Raw genomic sequence first — 13,203 nt, forward strand, 5'->3', positions numbered from 1 at the left:
CTTCAGCCTCGATCTTCCTCCGACAAGAACGTGATAATGCCCAACCCGATCCTTCCGAGCTCAAGACTCGACCGCATCCGCAACCTCCTCGCCGACCTCGTTGGCTTTGACACTGTCAGCGATCGCTCCAACCTGCCTCTGATTGCCCACATCGAGAGCTATCTCGCTTTCCTCGGCGTCAAGGGCGAGCGCATCCTTGATGAGACCGGCAAGAAGGCCTCGCTCTGGGTCACGATCGGCCCCGAAGATCGCCCCGGTCTGGTGCTGTCCGGGCATACCGACGTCGTGCCGGTGACCGGACAGGACTGGAGCCACGATCCGTTCAAGCTGGTCGAGCGCGACGGCAGGCTCTACGGCCGCGGCACCACCGACATGAAGGGCTTTGTCGCGGTGTGTCTCGCCATGGTGCCGGAGATGCTGGAGGCGAAGCTGACCACGCCGATTCATCTGGCGATTTCCTATGACGAGGAGATCGGCTGTGTCGGCGTGCGGCCGATGCTCCGCGAGGTCGCCAAGAAATGGATCAAGCCGCTCGGCTGCTTCGTCGGCGAACCAACCGAGATGAAGGTCATCATCGGCCACAAGGGCAAGCACGGCGTGCGCGCGACGTTCAAGGGGCTCGCCCGCCATTCCTCGATTGCGCCGGATGGCGTCAATGCGATCGAATATGCGGCCGAGCTGATCACCGAGATCCGCCGCCGCGCCGTGAAGCTCGCGGCCGCGCGATCAAAGGACAGCCTCTACGACATCCCGCACTCGACGCTGCTCACCAGCATCGTGCATGGCGGCGCGGCGCTCAACATCGTGCCCGATCACTGCACGGTGGATTTCGAATGCCGCGGCATCGGCATCACCGAGTCGCGGGAGGTGACGGATGCGATCGTGGCCTGGGCCAAGGCCGAGCTCGAACCGGCGATGAAGGCGAAGCACGCCGAGTGCGGCATCGATTTCGAGGAGATCCTCGACTATCCCGCCCTCGATACCAGGGCCGATGCCGCGATCGTCACGCTGGCCAAAAGCCTCGCCGGCCGTAACGACCACGCCAAAGTCGCCTTCGGCACCGAGGCGAGCCTGTTCGCCAGCATGGCGGACATCCCGTCGGTGGTGATCGGCCCCGGCGCGATCGCGCAGGCGCATACGCCGGATGAATTTGTGGAGATGGCGGAGCTGGAGAAATGCGCAGGGTTCGTGGAGAAGCTGATTGCGCATTGCGCGGCGTCATAATCGGTGTCTGCAGCTAACTGGGTCCCGGCTCTGCGGAGCAGCACTATGTGCTGCGCCGCGTCCGGGACACGAGATATGGCTGCTGATCGCCCCCCGGGAGGCGAAATCGTAGAAGCGGAAATCCGATCTCGTGTCCCGGACGCGGTGCGGCACGAAGTGACGAGCCGCAGAGCCGGGACCCAGGGGCCTTTGGCGATGGCGCCTCAACATGCAATCTTAAGTCGCGTCATTATCGGACGCCGGCCGCATGGACATGTCCTTCTTCGTGTACATCCTCGCGAGCAAACGAAACGGTACCCTTTACGTCGGGGTCACCAACGACCTCGCTCGCAGAATGACCGAGCACAAGGCCAAACTCATCCCAGGTTTCACGCGGCAGTACGGCGTGAGCCTGCTCGTCTATTTCGAATCCTTCGATGCAGTGCTCGAAGCTCGGGCGCGCGGACATTCGCTGAAGCGTTGGCGGCGCGCGTGGAAACTCAAGCTGATTGAAGGACTCAATCCGGATTGGCGCGATCAGACGGATGAGCTGAATACTTTGGCGACATGATTGGGTCCCGGCTCTGCGGAGCAGCACTTCGTGCTGCACCGCCTCCGGGACACGAGAGGAGCGCAACAAAAAGGCGCGGCCATCAGCCGCGCCTTCGTAATCCCTAAACCGCGCCAGCCTTCTGCGCGTATTCCCACGATGCCTTCGACAGCGGCACGGTACGCTTGGCGGATTCGAGCGCCTTGGCGTTCGCCGCGGTGCCATCGCGGATACGGCCGGCGATACCCTGCGTGATGCCCGCGAGGCGGAAGAGATTATAGGAGAAGTACCAGTTGAGATCCGGCACGCTCACCCCGGTGACGTTGCAATAGATCTGCGCGGCTTCTTCGACGCTGGGGATGTTCAGCGCCTTGAGATCGACGCCCTGCAATCCCGGCATGATCCACTGCATCAACAGATAGGTGAAGTCGGCCATGGGATCGCCGAGCGTCGACAACTCCCAGTCCAGCACGGCCTGTACACGCGGTTCCGTCGCGTGGAAAATCATGTTGTCGAGGCGATAGTCGCCGTGGACGATCGAGACGCGCGCCTGCTCGGGCACGGTCTTCGGCAACCATTCGGCGACCTTCTCGAACTCTGGAATGTTCTGGGTCTCGGAGGCCCGATACTGCTTGGTCCAGCGGTCGATCTGGCGCGCGAAATAATTGCCGGGCTTGCCGAAGTCGGCGAGGCCAATCGCTGTGGGATCGAACATGTGCAGCTTGGCCAGCGTCTCGATCTTGCTGGTGAAGATTTTACGGCGATCCTCCGGCGTCTGGCTCGGCAGCGACGGATCCCAGAACACCCGGCCCTCCTCCATCGACATGATGTAGAAGGCTGCACCAATGACGCTGTCGTCCTGGCACAGCGCATAGGCGTGCGCGACCGGAAAACCCTGCTTTCCCAGCGCTGCGATCACGCGATATTCGCGATCGACCGCATGCGCCGACGGCAGCAACTTGCCGAACGGCTTTCTGCGCATCACGTAGGAGCGGTTCGGCGTGTTCAGCCGATAGGTCGGATTGGACTGGCCGCCCTTGAACTGAAGGACCACCAGCGGGCCCTCATAGCCTTCGATGTTGTCGCGCATCCAGGCTTCGAGCCGCATCTCGTCGATACGATGACGCTCCTCGACCGGCTTGGTGCCCGAGAACTCTTCGTCTTTCCTGACGCCGTCAGCCACGGTGACGCTCCCTCTTCAGTCCAAACCTTTTCAGGTCAGGCATGATCCTAATCGGTAACCGCTGACGCACTTGCGTCAAGAGGTCGCCCGATCACGGATCATGCCCTGCCGTTTCTTAAGTCGGGAGCGCGAGCCTGCTCTCCCTCTTAATGATTGGGAGAATTTGCATACTTCCGAACTTCAAGCCTGGCAATGGCGCGATTGTGCACCTCGTCCGGACCGTCGGCGAGCCGCAGCGTGCGGATGCCCGCGTAGTCCTTCGCCAGACCCGCCTCGTCGGAGACACCGGCGCCGCCGAAGGCCTGGATCGCCTCGTCGATGATCTTCAGCGCCATGTTGGGCGCAGCGACCTTGATCATGGCGATCTCGGCCTGCGCGGTCTTGTTGCCGACCTTGTCCATCATGTCGGCGGCCTTGAGGCAGAGCAGACGCGTCATCTCGATGTTGGTGCGGGCCTCGCCAATGCGCTGCTCCCACACCGAATGCTCGACGATCTTCTTGCCGAAGGCGGTGCGCGACATCAGACGCTTCACCATCTTCTCCAGCGCTTCCTCGGCCTTGCCGATGGTGCGCATGCAGTGATGGATGCGGCCGGGACCAAGGCGGCCCTGCGCGATCTCGAAGCCGCGGCCCTCACCGAGCAGGATGTTTTCCTTCGGCACGCGCACGTTCTCGAGCAGCACCTGGGCATGGCCGTGCGGCGCGTCGTCGAAGCCGAACACGGGGAGCATCTTCTCGACCTTGATGCCGGGGGTGTCGAGCGGAACCAGGATCTGCGACTGCTGCTGATGCTTGGCCGCCTTGAAATCGGTCTTGCCCATCAGGATCGCGATCTTGCAGCGGGGATCACCGACGCCGGACGACCACCATTTGCGGCCGTTGATGACGTAATGATCGCCGTCCTTCTCGATGCGGGTCTCGATGTTGGTGGCATCGGACGACGCCACCGCCGGTTCCGTCATCAGGAAGGCCGAGCGGATCTCGCCGTCCATCAGCGGACGCAGCCATTTGCGCTTCTGCTCCTTGGAGCCGTAGCGCATGAACACTTCCATGTTGCCGGTGTCGGGCGCGGAACAGTTGAACACTTCCGAGGCCCAGGAAATGTGACCCATCTGCTCCGAGAGCAGCGCGTATTCGAGATTGGACAATCCCGCGCCGCGGAACTCGTCGTCCTCATGCTCGTTCGGCGGCATGAACATGTTCCAGAGGCCTTCGGCCTTCGCCTTCTTCTTGAGGTCTTCCAGGACCGGGATCACCTTCCAGCGCTCGCCGCTGTGATCCTGTTCGTTGTAGATCGGCACCGCCGGGCGCACGTGCTTGGTCATGAAGGACTGCACGCGGTCGAGCCATTCCTTCTGCTTGGGCGACAGATCGAAATCCATGGGACGCTCCTCGGTCTCTCTTTGCGAACCTGTTTTGCGCCGGACTGTCCTCCCGCCGCGCGTAGCCCGCAAGCGCCATTCGGGCTGCTTGCTGGTGCGGTGTGGAACCCTCGCCGTGGCTAGTGGCGCAATTCCATCATGCGGATTGACTTTTCCCGGCCTTCAAACGATAGTTTCATACAACTGTTTGAATTGCAACTCCCTCCCCTGAGGGCACCCATGGCCAGCGATCATACGAGGTCTGCCATTCTCGCCGCAGCCGAACGGCTCTACGCCGATCGCGGCTTTGGCGACGTCACGCTGCGCGACATCGTCGCGGAGGCCAATGTCAATCTGGCCGCGGTGAACTATCATTTCGGCTCGAAGGACGAGTTGATCGCGGAGCTGTTCGTCACCCGCTCGATTGCGACCAACCGCGAACGGCTGCACGAATTGAAGGCGGCCGAGGTGCAAGGCGGCGGCCGCGCGCCAATCGAGGTGATCTTGCGCGCGCTGGTCGGCCCGACCTTGCGCGGCTGCCTCGGTCCGGAGAACCAGCGCTCCACCGCGGCGCGCTTCATGATCCGCGCCTCGATCGAATCCGTGCCGCCGATCCGCCGCATCAAGAACCGCGAGATCGACCATTTGCGGAAATTCGCAGGCGCCATGCGCCGCTCCCTGCCCGACCGCAGCGACGTCGAGATCTACTGGGGCCTGAATTTCGCGCTCGCGATGGCGCACCACACCATCCGCGAGAGCGAGCGGCTGACGAAACTGTCGGAAGGCAAATGCGACCTCGACGACGTCGAGGACGTGGTCGCGCGCGTCGTCAGCGTGGCGACGATGGCGCTGACGGCGGGAAAGGTCGAGGCGATGGCGCCCGCGCGCGCGCTGGCGAGAGACGCGCGCTAGACTAACGCCGCTCACATCATCGCGATGCAGTCGATCTCGACGTCGAAGGGGCCGAACCATTCCGGCGTGCAGACGAAGATCCGCGCCGGCGGATCAATCGGGAAGTAGCGGGCATAGACCGCGTTGAAAGCGGCGAAATGCTTTACGGAGGTGCAGTAGACGTTGCACTTCATGACGTTGTCGAGGCTCGCGCCCGCCGCCTCAAGGCAGAGCTTCATCTGCTCCATGATGAGCTCGCTCTGCCGCTCGATCGGCACCTCGGCGATCTCGCCCGTGCCGGGGTCAAATGGCGGCAGCCCGGCGACGAAGATCATGTTGCCGGCGCGCGTCACCGGCGAGGTCGGCGCCTTCCAGCGGTCCAGAAATGTCGAGATCGGCTCGACGCGCAGCGCTTGGCGTTTCATGGGCGGCCACCTTCGGTTCAAGCGAGACTGGCGCCTGACTACATGATCTTGCAGCCGGCATGTTTCGCTTCCGATCGAAGTGTGGTCGTCTCGGCGGGTTACGCCCGCTGCTGCATCTCCTCGGCCTCTTCCTTGGCGAGCAGCAGCAGCATCTCGATGCCCATCTCGCCTTCCTGCGGCGAGCGGATGAATTTGATCTCTTCGGCGCTTTGCCGCAGCGCGGCAATGATGGCGACGGCTTGGTTGGCCGTGGCCGCCTCGGTCGCCAGAATTGCCTTCTGGTTCCTGGCCTGGAACCCGATCGTATAGGACATTCGCTTCCCTCCCCGAACTTAAGTGGAGAGATCGAATCTGAGTCGCGGCCGAAGCGGAAGCCTGTGTAAGTACGGACCCGGTTTATCTGGGGATTGCGCGCAAGCCTCAGGCAAGTCCGAGCATCGTGCGCGCCTCGCTCGCGGTCGCAACCGACGCACCGAGGCTTTTGAGGATACCCGCGGCATGCGCGACCAGCTCGGCATTGGTCTTCGCCAGCACGCCCTTCGACATATAGAGATTGTCCTCCATGCCGACGCGGACGTGGCCGCCGAGCAACCAGGCCTGCGCCACCATCGGGAACTCGGCACGGCCGATGCCGAAGCCGGACCAGATCGCGCCCGGCGGCAACAGGCTGCGGGCGTAGAACATGGTCTCCGGTGTGGCGGAGAAACCGTACTTCACGCCGAGCACGAGCGAAAACAGGCCCGGACCCTTCAGCGTACCATCGGCGAACAAGTCGCGCGCCAGGTGGCAGTCGCCGGAATCGAACAGCTCGATCTCCGGCAGCACACCGGCTGCCTTCATCCGCTCGGCCATGACGCGGACATTGCGCGGCGTGTTGATCACGACCTCGCCGCCGGAATTCATGGTGTTGAGATCGAGCGTGCAGATGTCGGGCTTCAAAAGCTCGATATGCTCGACGCGCTTTTCGGGCTGGAGCAGCGTGGTGCCGGGCCCGGCGACACGGGGATCCTCGACCGAGGGCACGAAACGCCCACCCGGACCGGTGGTCAGGTTGATGACGAGGCTCTTGTTGCGGGCGCGGATCAACTCCACCACCTCGCGGTAGAGGTCGATCGACATCGAGGGCCGCCCTGTCGCGGGATCGCGCACATGGATGTGGGCGATGGCGGCTCCTGCGTCAGCGGCTTCCAGCGCCGATGTCGCGATCTGCTCCGGCGTGATCGGCAGATGTGGCGACTGCTCGGGCTTCGTCAGGTTGCCGGTGATGGCGCAGGTGATGATGGTCTTGCCGGTGGTCATGCGATGCAGCCCTTTATCCGTCTAAATCAACACGAGCGCCGTCCCTCCTTCCCCCCTTGCGGGAGGGAAGAAAGATCAGATGATACCCTGCTTCTTCAGCGTCTCGATCTTGCCAGCATCGTAGCCGAGTTTGCCGCCGAGCACCTCCTGGGTGTGCTCGCCCAACAGCGGCGGGGCACGGTAGGTCTCGATCGGAGTCTCCGAGAACGTCAGCGCGTTGCGGATCAGCGATAGCTCGGGCTCGAACTTGTGCTCGGTCTTCACCCGCATGCCGCGCGACTGGACGTGGGGATCGCTGAACACCTGCGAGAAATCGTTGATGGGACCCGACGGCACGCCGGCCTCCTCCAGCTTTTCCAGCCAGTAGGCCACCGGCTTCTTCAGGAACAGGGCGGCGAAGATCGCCATGATCTCCTTGCCGTGCACGACGCGGTCGTTGTTCTTGAGGAATTTCGGGTTGTTCGCGAGCCCGGCCTCGCCGAGCACGGCACAGGTGCGCTGGAACTGGCCGTCATTGCCGACCACCAGCATCAATTCGCCGTCGGTGCAGCGGAACACGCCGGCCGGCATGCCGCCATTACCCCAGGTGCCGCGCCGCGGCGGGGTTTTGCCGTTGACAAGGTAGATCTGGAGCCAGTGGCTGAGCGAGGCGATCACGGTGTCGAGCAGACAGATGTCGAGGTGCTGTCCTACGCCATCATTGGCATCGCGATGGTAGAGTGCCGAGAGAATCCCGATCGAGGTATTCATGCCGGTCATGTAGTCGACGATCGAGGGACCGACCTTCATCGGGCCTTCGCCCGGCTCGCCGTCCATATGGCCGGTGACGCTCATCAGGCCGCCCATCGCCTGCAGGATCGCGTCGTAGCCGGCGCGCGGCGCGTAGGGGCCGGTCTGGCCGAAGCCGGTCACCGAGCAATAGATGATGCCGGGATTGATCGCCTTGATCGTCTCGTAGTCCAGGCCGTAGCGCTTGAGATCGCCGACCTTGTAGTTCTCCATGAAGACGTCGACGTCCTTGGCGAGTTCGCGGATGATCGCCTGCCCCTCGGGCTTGGCGATATTGACGGTGACCGACTTCTTGTTGCGGTTGGCGCAGAGATAAAACGAGTTGTTGTTGTTCGCCTTGCCCTCGGGGTCGGTCAGATAAGGCGGGCCGAAGGCGCGCGCGTCGTCGCCGGCGCCCGGCCGCTCGATCTTGATCACCTCCGCGCCAAGGTCGCCCAGCATCTGGGCCGACAACGGCCCGGCAAGGACACGGGTGAGATCAAGGATCTTGATGCCTGAGAGCGGCAAGGCCGACATGTCGATTTCCTCCGGGGAACTGATCTTGGCGCGGCGGCTAGCGCCTTAAGCTTCAGCCTTGGCCGCGCTCTCTGGCGATACACCATTTTCGGGCTCTGAGCACTGCACTCTGGGCATACGGCCATCCCCCGGCCAGCAGCAGGATTGACCCGCAGCGGCGAATTTCCGCGCCGCGAATATTACCGTTCTGGGCTCAGGTTACGACGGCCGCAGCGACCTGTGGTCTACGGCGGCCGAGCAGGACGAGGATCAGCACCGTTGCGCAGGAAAACACCAGAGTGAGACCCAATGCACCGCGGCTGCCGAACTGGGTGAGCAGGCCGGCGAGGAGCGGCGGAGAGATCGCGGACGCCAGATTGAGCGGCAGCGCGATCATCGACATCGCCTTGGCGAACTCGGCCTGGTCGTAGAACACGAGCGGGATGGTCGCCCGCGCCACCGCCATCGCGCCGCTGCCGGCGCCATAGAGCAGGATGAAGATCGCGACCGCCCAGGTCGACCCCTCGCTTATCATCAGCAGTAGCATGGCCACGGGAAGCGCCGTGCCTGCGACAAGCCCGGTCGTGATCCCGTCCCAGCGCGCGCCACCGAGGAAGTCGAGCCCGCGGGCGCTGACCTGGATCACGCCCAGCATCGAGCCGAAGGCAAGTGCCTGCGCTGGTGCCAGCCCCTCTGCCCGCAACAGTTCGATCAGGACGGCGCCCAGGCCGAAATTGACGAAAGCATTGAGCGTGATCGCACAGACAACGAGGTTGAACGTGCTCCTTGGAATCGCAGGCGCATCGGAACGCTTTGCTGCCGTGACGCCTTGCTCCTTCACCACGCTCCGGCGCGGCGCGCCAAATGCATAGAGCGGCAGCGAGACCAGAATCAGCAGCGCCGCGTAGACGAGGCAGGTCCCGCGCCAGCCGAAATGGCCGCTGAGAAACGAGGTGGTCGGCCAGAAGATGCTGCTGGAGAGACCCGTCACGAGCATCAGCGCACCGATGGCATTCTTGGCCTGCCGCCCGGCAATCTCGTTGAGCATGATATAGGCGCCGGTCGACAGTGTGGCGCTGCCACCGATGCCGAGAATGACCCAGGCGGCGAAATAGAGCATCGGCTCGCGCGCAAAATACAGAACGACGTATCCCGGCACGGCAACAACCGTGCCCACCATCATCACCTTGCGCGCACCGTGCCGCGCAAAGGCCTTGGCGAGCCAGGGCGCGCACAGCCCCATGGTGACATAGAGAACCGAACTGCCCGCGAACACCGCCGGCAGGCTGAGGCCGAGATCGGCCGCAAGGTCGCGGCCGATGACGGCCGGAAGGCCGATCGTACCCCATCCGATGAGTTGGGTGATCGCGAGCACCAGCAAGACCCCGATGAGCCTGCTGTCAGATTTCAAGAACCGCATTCCAATCGTCGCCTGCCCGGCAGGCGCGGATCGCGCCTGTGCGATCTGTCTTAGCCGGAGATGGGGTCACGGAGACATGCCGGTTCCGAATGACGTCGCAGCGCTGGCCGCAGGGCGAAAATTGCGGCAACGACCTCATATGCCCCATGGATTCCCTCGCTCAATCTGGCTTCAATGCGTTCGGCGGCGCGAAGGGATGCTGTCCTTTGAGGTCAATTGCTTCAGGAGCGCTTTTGGCGCTTGGCGACCTCACCGCGGCGCTGCGGGGCCCGAGCCCCCGCGGGCGCACCAACACGCGCATCAAGGGTTGGATGGGCCGCGCCGACCAGACCACCGAGGTCAAGGGCATGTTCGCCCGCCCCGAGCAGATCGCGGAGATCGGCCAGCGCCCGGTTAGGGCCACACATCTGCCCACGTCTGAATGCAAAATCACAATGACCCAAGAGCCATCAGCCTGACGGCTGTCGCGCTTGAGGATGGGACTTGGTCGGGCGCTATCGGCGGCCGGCGAGATTTTCTATCGGCTTGGAAACCCGCTAGCGCGGACCTCGAACTTCACAAGGACGTCTCCGGATCAACTGCTATCTTAGATAGACGCGGCTCGCTGTTTCTCCTAACTTTGATCGTGTCAGAGTTTGATCAAGCCAATCGGGAACCGGTTGCAGAATGATGACGGAGAGAACAACCGCTTCTGGAGCTATACAGACGCTCTCGTCGTTTCGTTGGGTGCTGCTCTCGATCGCGGGGCTGACGTTTCTTCTGTTGGCGGTCTCAATTTTCGTGTTCGTCAAGCCACGGACTACGATTCGGTCGGCGATCGATGTCGGGTTTGTCTCCGTCTACGGAAAAGACGAGTTGGTGGATACACCGGAACTGGTGGCCAAACGAATACCGGCTGTCTATGCCCCAGCCGTCTTGTCGGAGATGGCTAAGAAGGACGTGCCGGCAGCGACTTTGGGCGCCCTGCAGAACTCCACGGCAGAGAGCATCGGACGCACCGTGGCCTTACAGAGCGTCACTGATCCGAGCGCCGAGGCTGACGCCAAGGAATTTCAGCAGAAGGTCCTTGATCGAATCATTGAGGACCAGAAGTGGCGAAGTAACTTCCTTCGCGAGGCCGGCGCTGCACGTACCGTGCTGGCCAAGCAATCGGCCGACGAACTCGCCCAACAGATCACTGATGATCAGAAGGCAATCGACGAATTAAAGGCATTGTCCGATGAGTTTCGCGTCTCCCTCCGTGCCCAACGGGAGGATTTGGCCAGCCAGCAGTTGCAGCGGCACGCCAGTCAGCAATCGGACCCCGCTTTTGCGGACGACAACACCCAACTTCACGGACCACGGGAGCTCATCTCGGCGCAACTGAATCTACTGGGTAACCTGACAATCGAGCGAACCGAACTCGCCCGGGAGCTTATGGCGGCGCGCGTACTACATGAGGCGCGCAAAAGCGAGCTCGCGAGGGCGCAACTCGCGGCACGATCCGTCACCGAAACACGCGTCACTCTTGCCCCGGAATCGATGGCCACAACGGCAGGATCGCGGCGACTGGGATTTCTGTTCATTGCGGCCGTCGCCTCAGTTTTAGCAGCGTTTGCAGCTGCTGCCGTTTTGCACAACTTCGTTGTGACACAGACCTGAAGAATGGGCGCGCAAGCTCGCGCAGCCTCCATGACAACAATTTCAGATCAAACTCGGATTGGATCGCCCGCTTCGCGGGCTTACAGGTTCGGGCCGAGCTTACTCATCTTGGTTCACATCGTGCTCTGTTGCGCGTCACTTGCCTATGTCACGCAATTTTACCAATCAATACTGCGAACAGGAAGCAATGCAGACGCACTATACGCGACCGCCTTGAGCATCACTCCTTTTGCGCTGATCTCAATTCTCTTCAGCCTAAGTCAATTCAGCTTCGGCTACTTCCTTGGATTCTACTTCTACACGATCATTCTGGGCTATCTGTGGCTGATCCAACTATCGACATTCCCTTATGATCATGCCTTGGCATATGCATCGTCCTTTACTTCGGCGCTCGCATTCCTCGTACCTGCACTATTCATTACAGCACCCATAAAGCCGAGACTGGCGATCTCACCAGACACGTTTGGCAAGTTGTTGACGTCCATATTTGTCCTCAGCGCGATCATTGTCGTCTGCGGCGCGCTCTTCAACCTAAGGTTGGTCGGGATCTCGGAGATCTACAGCCTTCGCAATGAACTCCAGTTTCCGGGCTTGCTACAATACGCAATGGGCATCACGTCGAATGTACTGCTGCCATTTGCATTTGCATGCTTTGTTGCGCAAAAAAGCTGGTGGCGAGCTACATCGACGTTGCTGCTCTTGCTGCTGTTTTATCCGATCACACTCAGCAAGCTTGCACTGTTCGCGCCGGTCTGGTTGTTATTCCTGGGCTCGGTCTCCCTTTTCCTTGAGGCCAGGACAACCGTGGCGCTGTCGCTCCTCCTGCCGATTCTGCTGGGGGTGATTTTGGCAAGGCTTTTTGAAACCAATGCGATCACTTATCAGCAGTTCATCTCATATTTCGGCTTGGTCAACTTCAGGATGATCGCCCTTCCATCGAGCGCACTTGATTACTATAACGACTTTTTCACAACGCACGAACTGACCTACTTTTGCCAGATCAATCTCGTAAAGTCGCTCGTCAGTTGCCCCTACCGGGAGCCGTTGGCAATCGTGATGCAAGACGCCTATCAGGTTGGAAACTTTAATGCCTCACTGTTCGCGACCGAAGGCATCGCGTCAGTCGGAATGAATATGGCACCAGTTGCTGCCCTTGCTTGCGGATTGATCATTTCGCTCGGCAATTGCCTGTCCTCGGGACTACCATCGAGATTCGTACTCCTGTCTGCTGGCGTTCTCGCGCAGACATTCCTCAACGTTCCACTAACGATTTCGTTTGTGACGAATGGTGCCGCGCTCCTTTTTCTACTCTGGTATATTACGCCTCGTTCGCTATTTGAGCGCGTATAACGCTTGAGCGCGCTTCCACCGAAGTCGGGCGCGCTTTACTGCTCCACGCGCAGATTGAGTCTCCTGAACGAGACTCGCTCCAAGATTGATCAAAATCGAACCGCTCGTGCCCATACCGGATCAGCGGGCCTTCGAGCCAGCGATAGCCTAGTTTGCAAACCGCGAGCGAGACCAACAGGGCCAGCGTTGTCAATGCGGCGCCCCTATCTCCCGCTGATCGAGAGACGCGACTCGACCTAGCCGGATTACTGCGTAGCCACCAGCGCCTTGGCCAGATACGCCTCATATGCACGATATGCACGCACCAGGCCATCCTCGAGCGAGGTCGTGGCGCGCCAGCCGAGTTTTGTCAGGCGGCCGACGTCCAGCAGTTTACGCGGCGTGCCGTCGGGACGCGCGGTGTCGAAGGTGATCTCGCCGCGGTAGCCGACGATCTCGGCGACCACCCGGGCGAACTCGGCGATGGTGATGTCCTCACCGGTGCCGATGTTGATCAGCTCGGCTTGTGAATAGGTCTTCATCAGGTGCACGCAGGCGTCCGCCATGTCGTCGACATAGAGGAACTCGCGCCGCGGCGTGCCGGTGCCCCAGACCAC

General features: G+C 61.7%; 13 protein-coding genes and 1 pseudogene. 6 read left to right on the top strand and 8 right to left on the bottom strand.

The annotated features are described in order from the left end of the window. Positions 1-36: 36 nt before the first annotated feature. Positions 37-1,224 carry an acetylornithine deacetylase gene (gene argE, locus ABIB73_RS35055; RefSeq protein WP_354231755.1) on the top strand — a complete coding sequence of 396 codons (1,188 nt, stop codon included), beginning with the start codon at positions 37-39 and terminating at the stop codon, positions 1,222-1,224. Between the two features lie 247 nt (positions 1,225-1,471). Further along, positions 1,472-1,774, top strand: coding sequence for a GIY-YIG nuclease family protein (locus tag ABIB73_RS35060; RefSeq protein ID WP_354231757.1), 303 nt, complete (start codon positions 1,472-1,474; stop codon positions 1,772-1,774). Between the two features lie 103 nt (positions 1,775-1,877). On the opposite strand, the gene ABIB73_RS35065 is transcribed toward ABIB73_RS35060, so the two are convergent. Together ABIB73_RS35065 and ABIB73_RS35070 are read right to left on the bottom strand one after the other, a co-directional pair. After that, on the bottom strand, positions 1,878-2,936 hold the full coding sequence (locus ABIB73_RS35065) for a phosphotransferase family protein (RefSeq protein WP_354231759.1): 1,059 nt from the start codon (positions 2,934-2,936) through the stop codon (positions 1,878-1,880). A 146-nt stretch (positions 2,937-3,082) separates the two neighbouring features. Continuing rightward, on the bottom strand, positions 3,083-4,318 hold the full coding sequence (locus ABIB73_RS35070; protein ID WP_354231761.1) for an acyl-CoA dehydrogenase family protein: 1,236 nt from the start codon (positions 4,316-4,318) through the stop codon (positions 3,083-3,085). 219 nt (positions 4,319-4,537) lie between these two features. Here ABIB73_RS35070 and ABIB73_RS35075 point away from each other — a divergent pair, with 219 nt between their 5' ends. Continuing rightward, on the top strand, positions 4,538-5,209 hold the full coding sequence (locus tag ABIB73_RS35075; RefSeq protein WP_354231763.1) for a TetR/AcrR family transcriptional regulator: 672 nt from the start codon (positions 4,538-4,540) through the stop codon (positions 5,207-5,209). Positions 5,210-5,220: 11 nt separating this feature from the next. On the opposite strand, the gene ABIB73_RS35080 is transcribed toward ABIB73_RS35075, so the two are convergent. The 5 genes from ABIB73_RS35080 to ABIB73_RS35100 form a co-directional block, all read right to left on the bottom strand. Then, entirely contained in the window at positions 5,221-5,613 is a 393-nt protein-coding gene (locus ABIB73_RS35080) for a RidA family protein (RefSeq protein ID WP_354231765.1), read from the bottom strand. Positions 5,614-5,711: 98 nt separating this feature from the next. Continuing rightward, the gene (locus tag ABIB73_RS35085; RefSeq protein ID WP_354231767.1) at positions 5,712-5,927 is read right to left on the bottom strand and encodes a hypothetical protein; all 216 of its coding nucleotides are present in this window, start codon (positions 5,925-5,927) and stop codon (positions 5,712-5,714) included. Between the two features lie 106 nt (positions 5,928-6,033). Beyond that, positions 6,034-6,912, bottom strand: coding sequence for a beta-keto acid cleavage family enzyme (locus ABIB73_RS35090; protein ID WP_354231769.1), 879 nt, complete (start codon positions 6,910-6,912; stop codon positions 6,034-6,036). Positions 6,913-6,987: 75 nt separating this feature from the next. Beyond that, on the bottom strand, positions 6,988-8,217 hold the full coding sequence (locus ABIB73_RS35095) for a CaiB/BaiF CoA transferase family protein (protein WP_354231771.1): 1,230 nt from the start codon (positions 8,215-8,217) through the stop codon (positions 6,988-6,990). 193 nt (positions 8,218-8,410) lie between these two features. Continuing rightward, positions 8,411-9,616 (bottom strand): MFS transporter, encoded by a 1,206-nt coding sequence (locus tag ABIB73_RS35100; protein WP_354231773.1) that lies wholly within the window; start codon positions 9,614-9,616, stop codon positions 8,411-8,413. A 233-nt stretch (positions 9,617-9,849) separates the two neighbouring features. Between ABIB73_RS35100 and ABIB73_RS35105 the strand changes: the two are divergent. From ABIB73_RS35105 to ABIB73_RS35115, 3 genes and pseudogenes are all read left to right on the top strand, one after another. Next, positions 9,850-10,005 (top strand): annotated as a pseudogene (locus ABIB73_RS35105) (phenylacetate--CoA ligase family protein); the annotation flags it as partial. A 277-nt stretch (positions 10,006-10,282) separates the two neighbouring features. Continuing rightward, entirely contained in the window at positions 10,283-11,257 is a 975-nt protein-coding gene (locus tag ABIB73_RS35110; RefSeq protein WP_354231775.1) for a hypothetical protein, read from the top strand. Between the two features lie 213 nt (positions 11,258-11,470). Next, complete coding sequence (locus ABIB73_RS35115; protein WP_354231777.1) at positions 11,471-12,607, top strand: hypothetical protein; 1,137 nt, start codon at positions 11,471-11,473, stop codon at positions 12,605-12,607. A 245-nt stretch (positions 12,608-12,852) separates the two neighbouring features. Here the strand turns inward: ABIB73_RS35115 and ABIB73_RS35120 are convergent. Beyond that, on the bottom strand, positions 12,853-13,203 hold a 351-nt coding region (locus ABIB73_RS35120), incomplete at its 5' end, for an NAD-dependent epimerase/dehydratase family protein (RefSeq protein ID WP_354231779.1).

Origin of the sequence: Bradyrhizobium sp. F1.4.3, assembly GCF_040548375.1 — a bacterium.
Lineage (GTDB): Bacteria > Pseudomonadota > Alphaproteobacteria > Rhizobiales > Xanthobacteraceae > Bradyrhizobium.

Excerpts from the sequence above, each read along its gene's own strand:
- ABIB73_RS35100 (WP_354231773.1), bottom strand. The coding sequence starts at position 9,616 with ATGCGGTTCTTGAAATCTGACAGCAGGCTCATCGGGGTCTTGCTGGTG.
- ABIB73_RS35075 (WP_354231763.1), top strand. The coding sequence starts at position 4,538 with ATGGCCAGCGATCATACGAGGTCTGCCATTCTCGCCGCAGCCGAACGG.
- argE (WP_354231755.1), top strand. The coding sequence starts at position 37 with ATGCCCAACCCGATCCTTCCGAGCTCAAGACTCGACCGCATCCGCAAC.
- ABIB73_RS35080 (WP_354231765.1), bottom strand. The coding sequence starts at position 5,613 with ATGAAACGCCAAGCGCTGCGCGTCGAGCCGATCTCGACATTTCTGGAC.
- ABIB73_RS35110 (WP_354231775.1), top strand. The coding sequence starts at position 10,283 with ATGATGACGGAGAGAACAACCGCTTCTGGAGCTATACAGACGCTCTCG.
- ABIB73_RS35070 (WP_354231761.1), bottom strand. The coding sequence starts at position 4,318 with ATGGATTTCGATCTGTCGCCCAAGCAGAAGGAATGGCTCGACCGCGTG.
- ABIB73_RS35090 (WP_354231769.1), bottom strand. The coding sequence starts at position 6,912 with ATGACCACCGGCAAGACCATCATCACCTGCGCCATCACCGGCAACCTG.
- ABIB73_RS35085 (WP_354231767.1), bottom strand. The coding sequence starts at position 5,927 with ATGTCCTATACGATCGGGTTCCAGGCCAGGAACCAGAAGGCAATTCTG.
- ABIB73_RS35060 (WP_354231757.1), top strand. The coding sequence starts at position 1,472 with ATGGACATGTCCTTCTTCGTGTACATCCTCGCGAGCAAACGAAACGGT.
- ABIB73_RS35095 (WP_354231771.1), bottom strand. The coding sequence starts at position 8,217 with ATGTCGGCCTTGCCGCTCTCAGGCATCAAGATCCTTGATCTCACCCGT.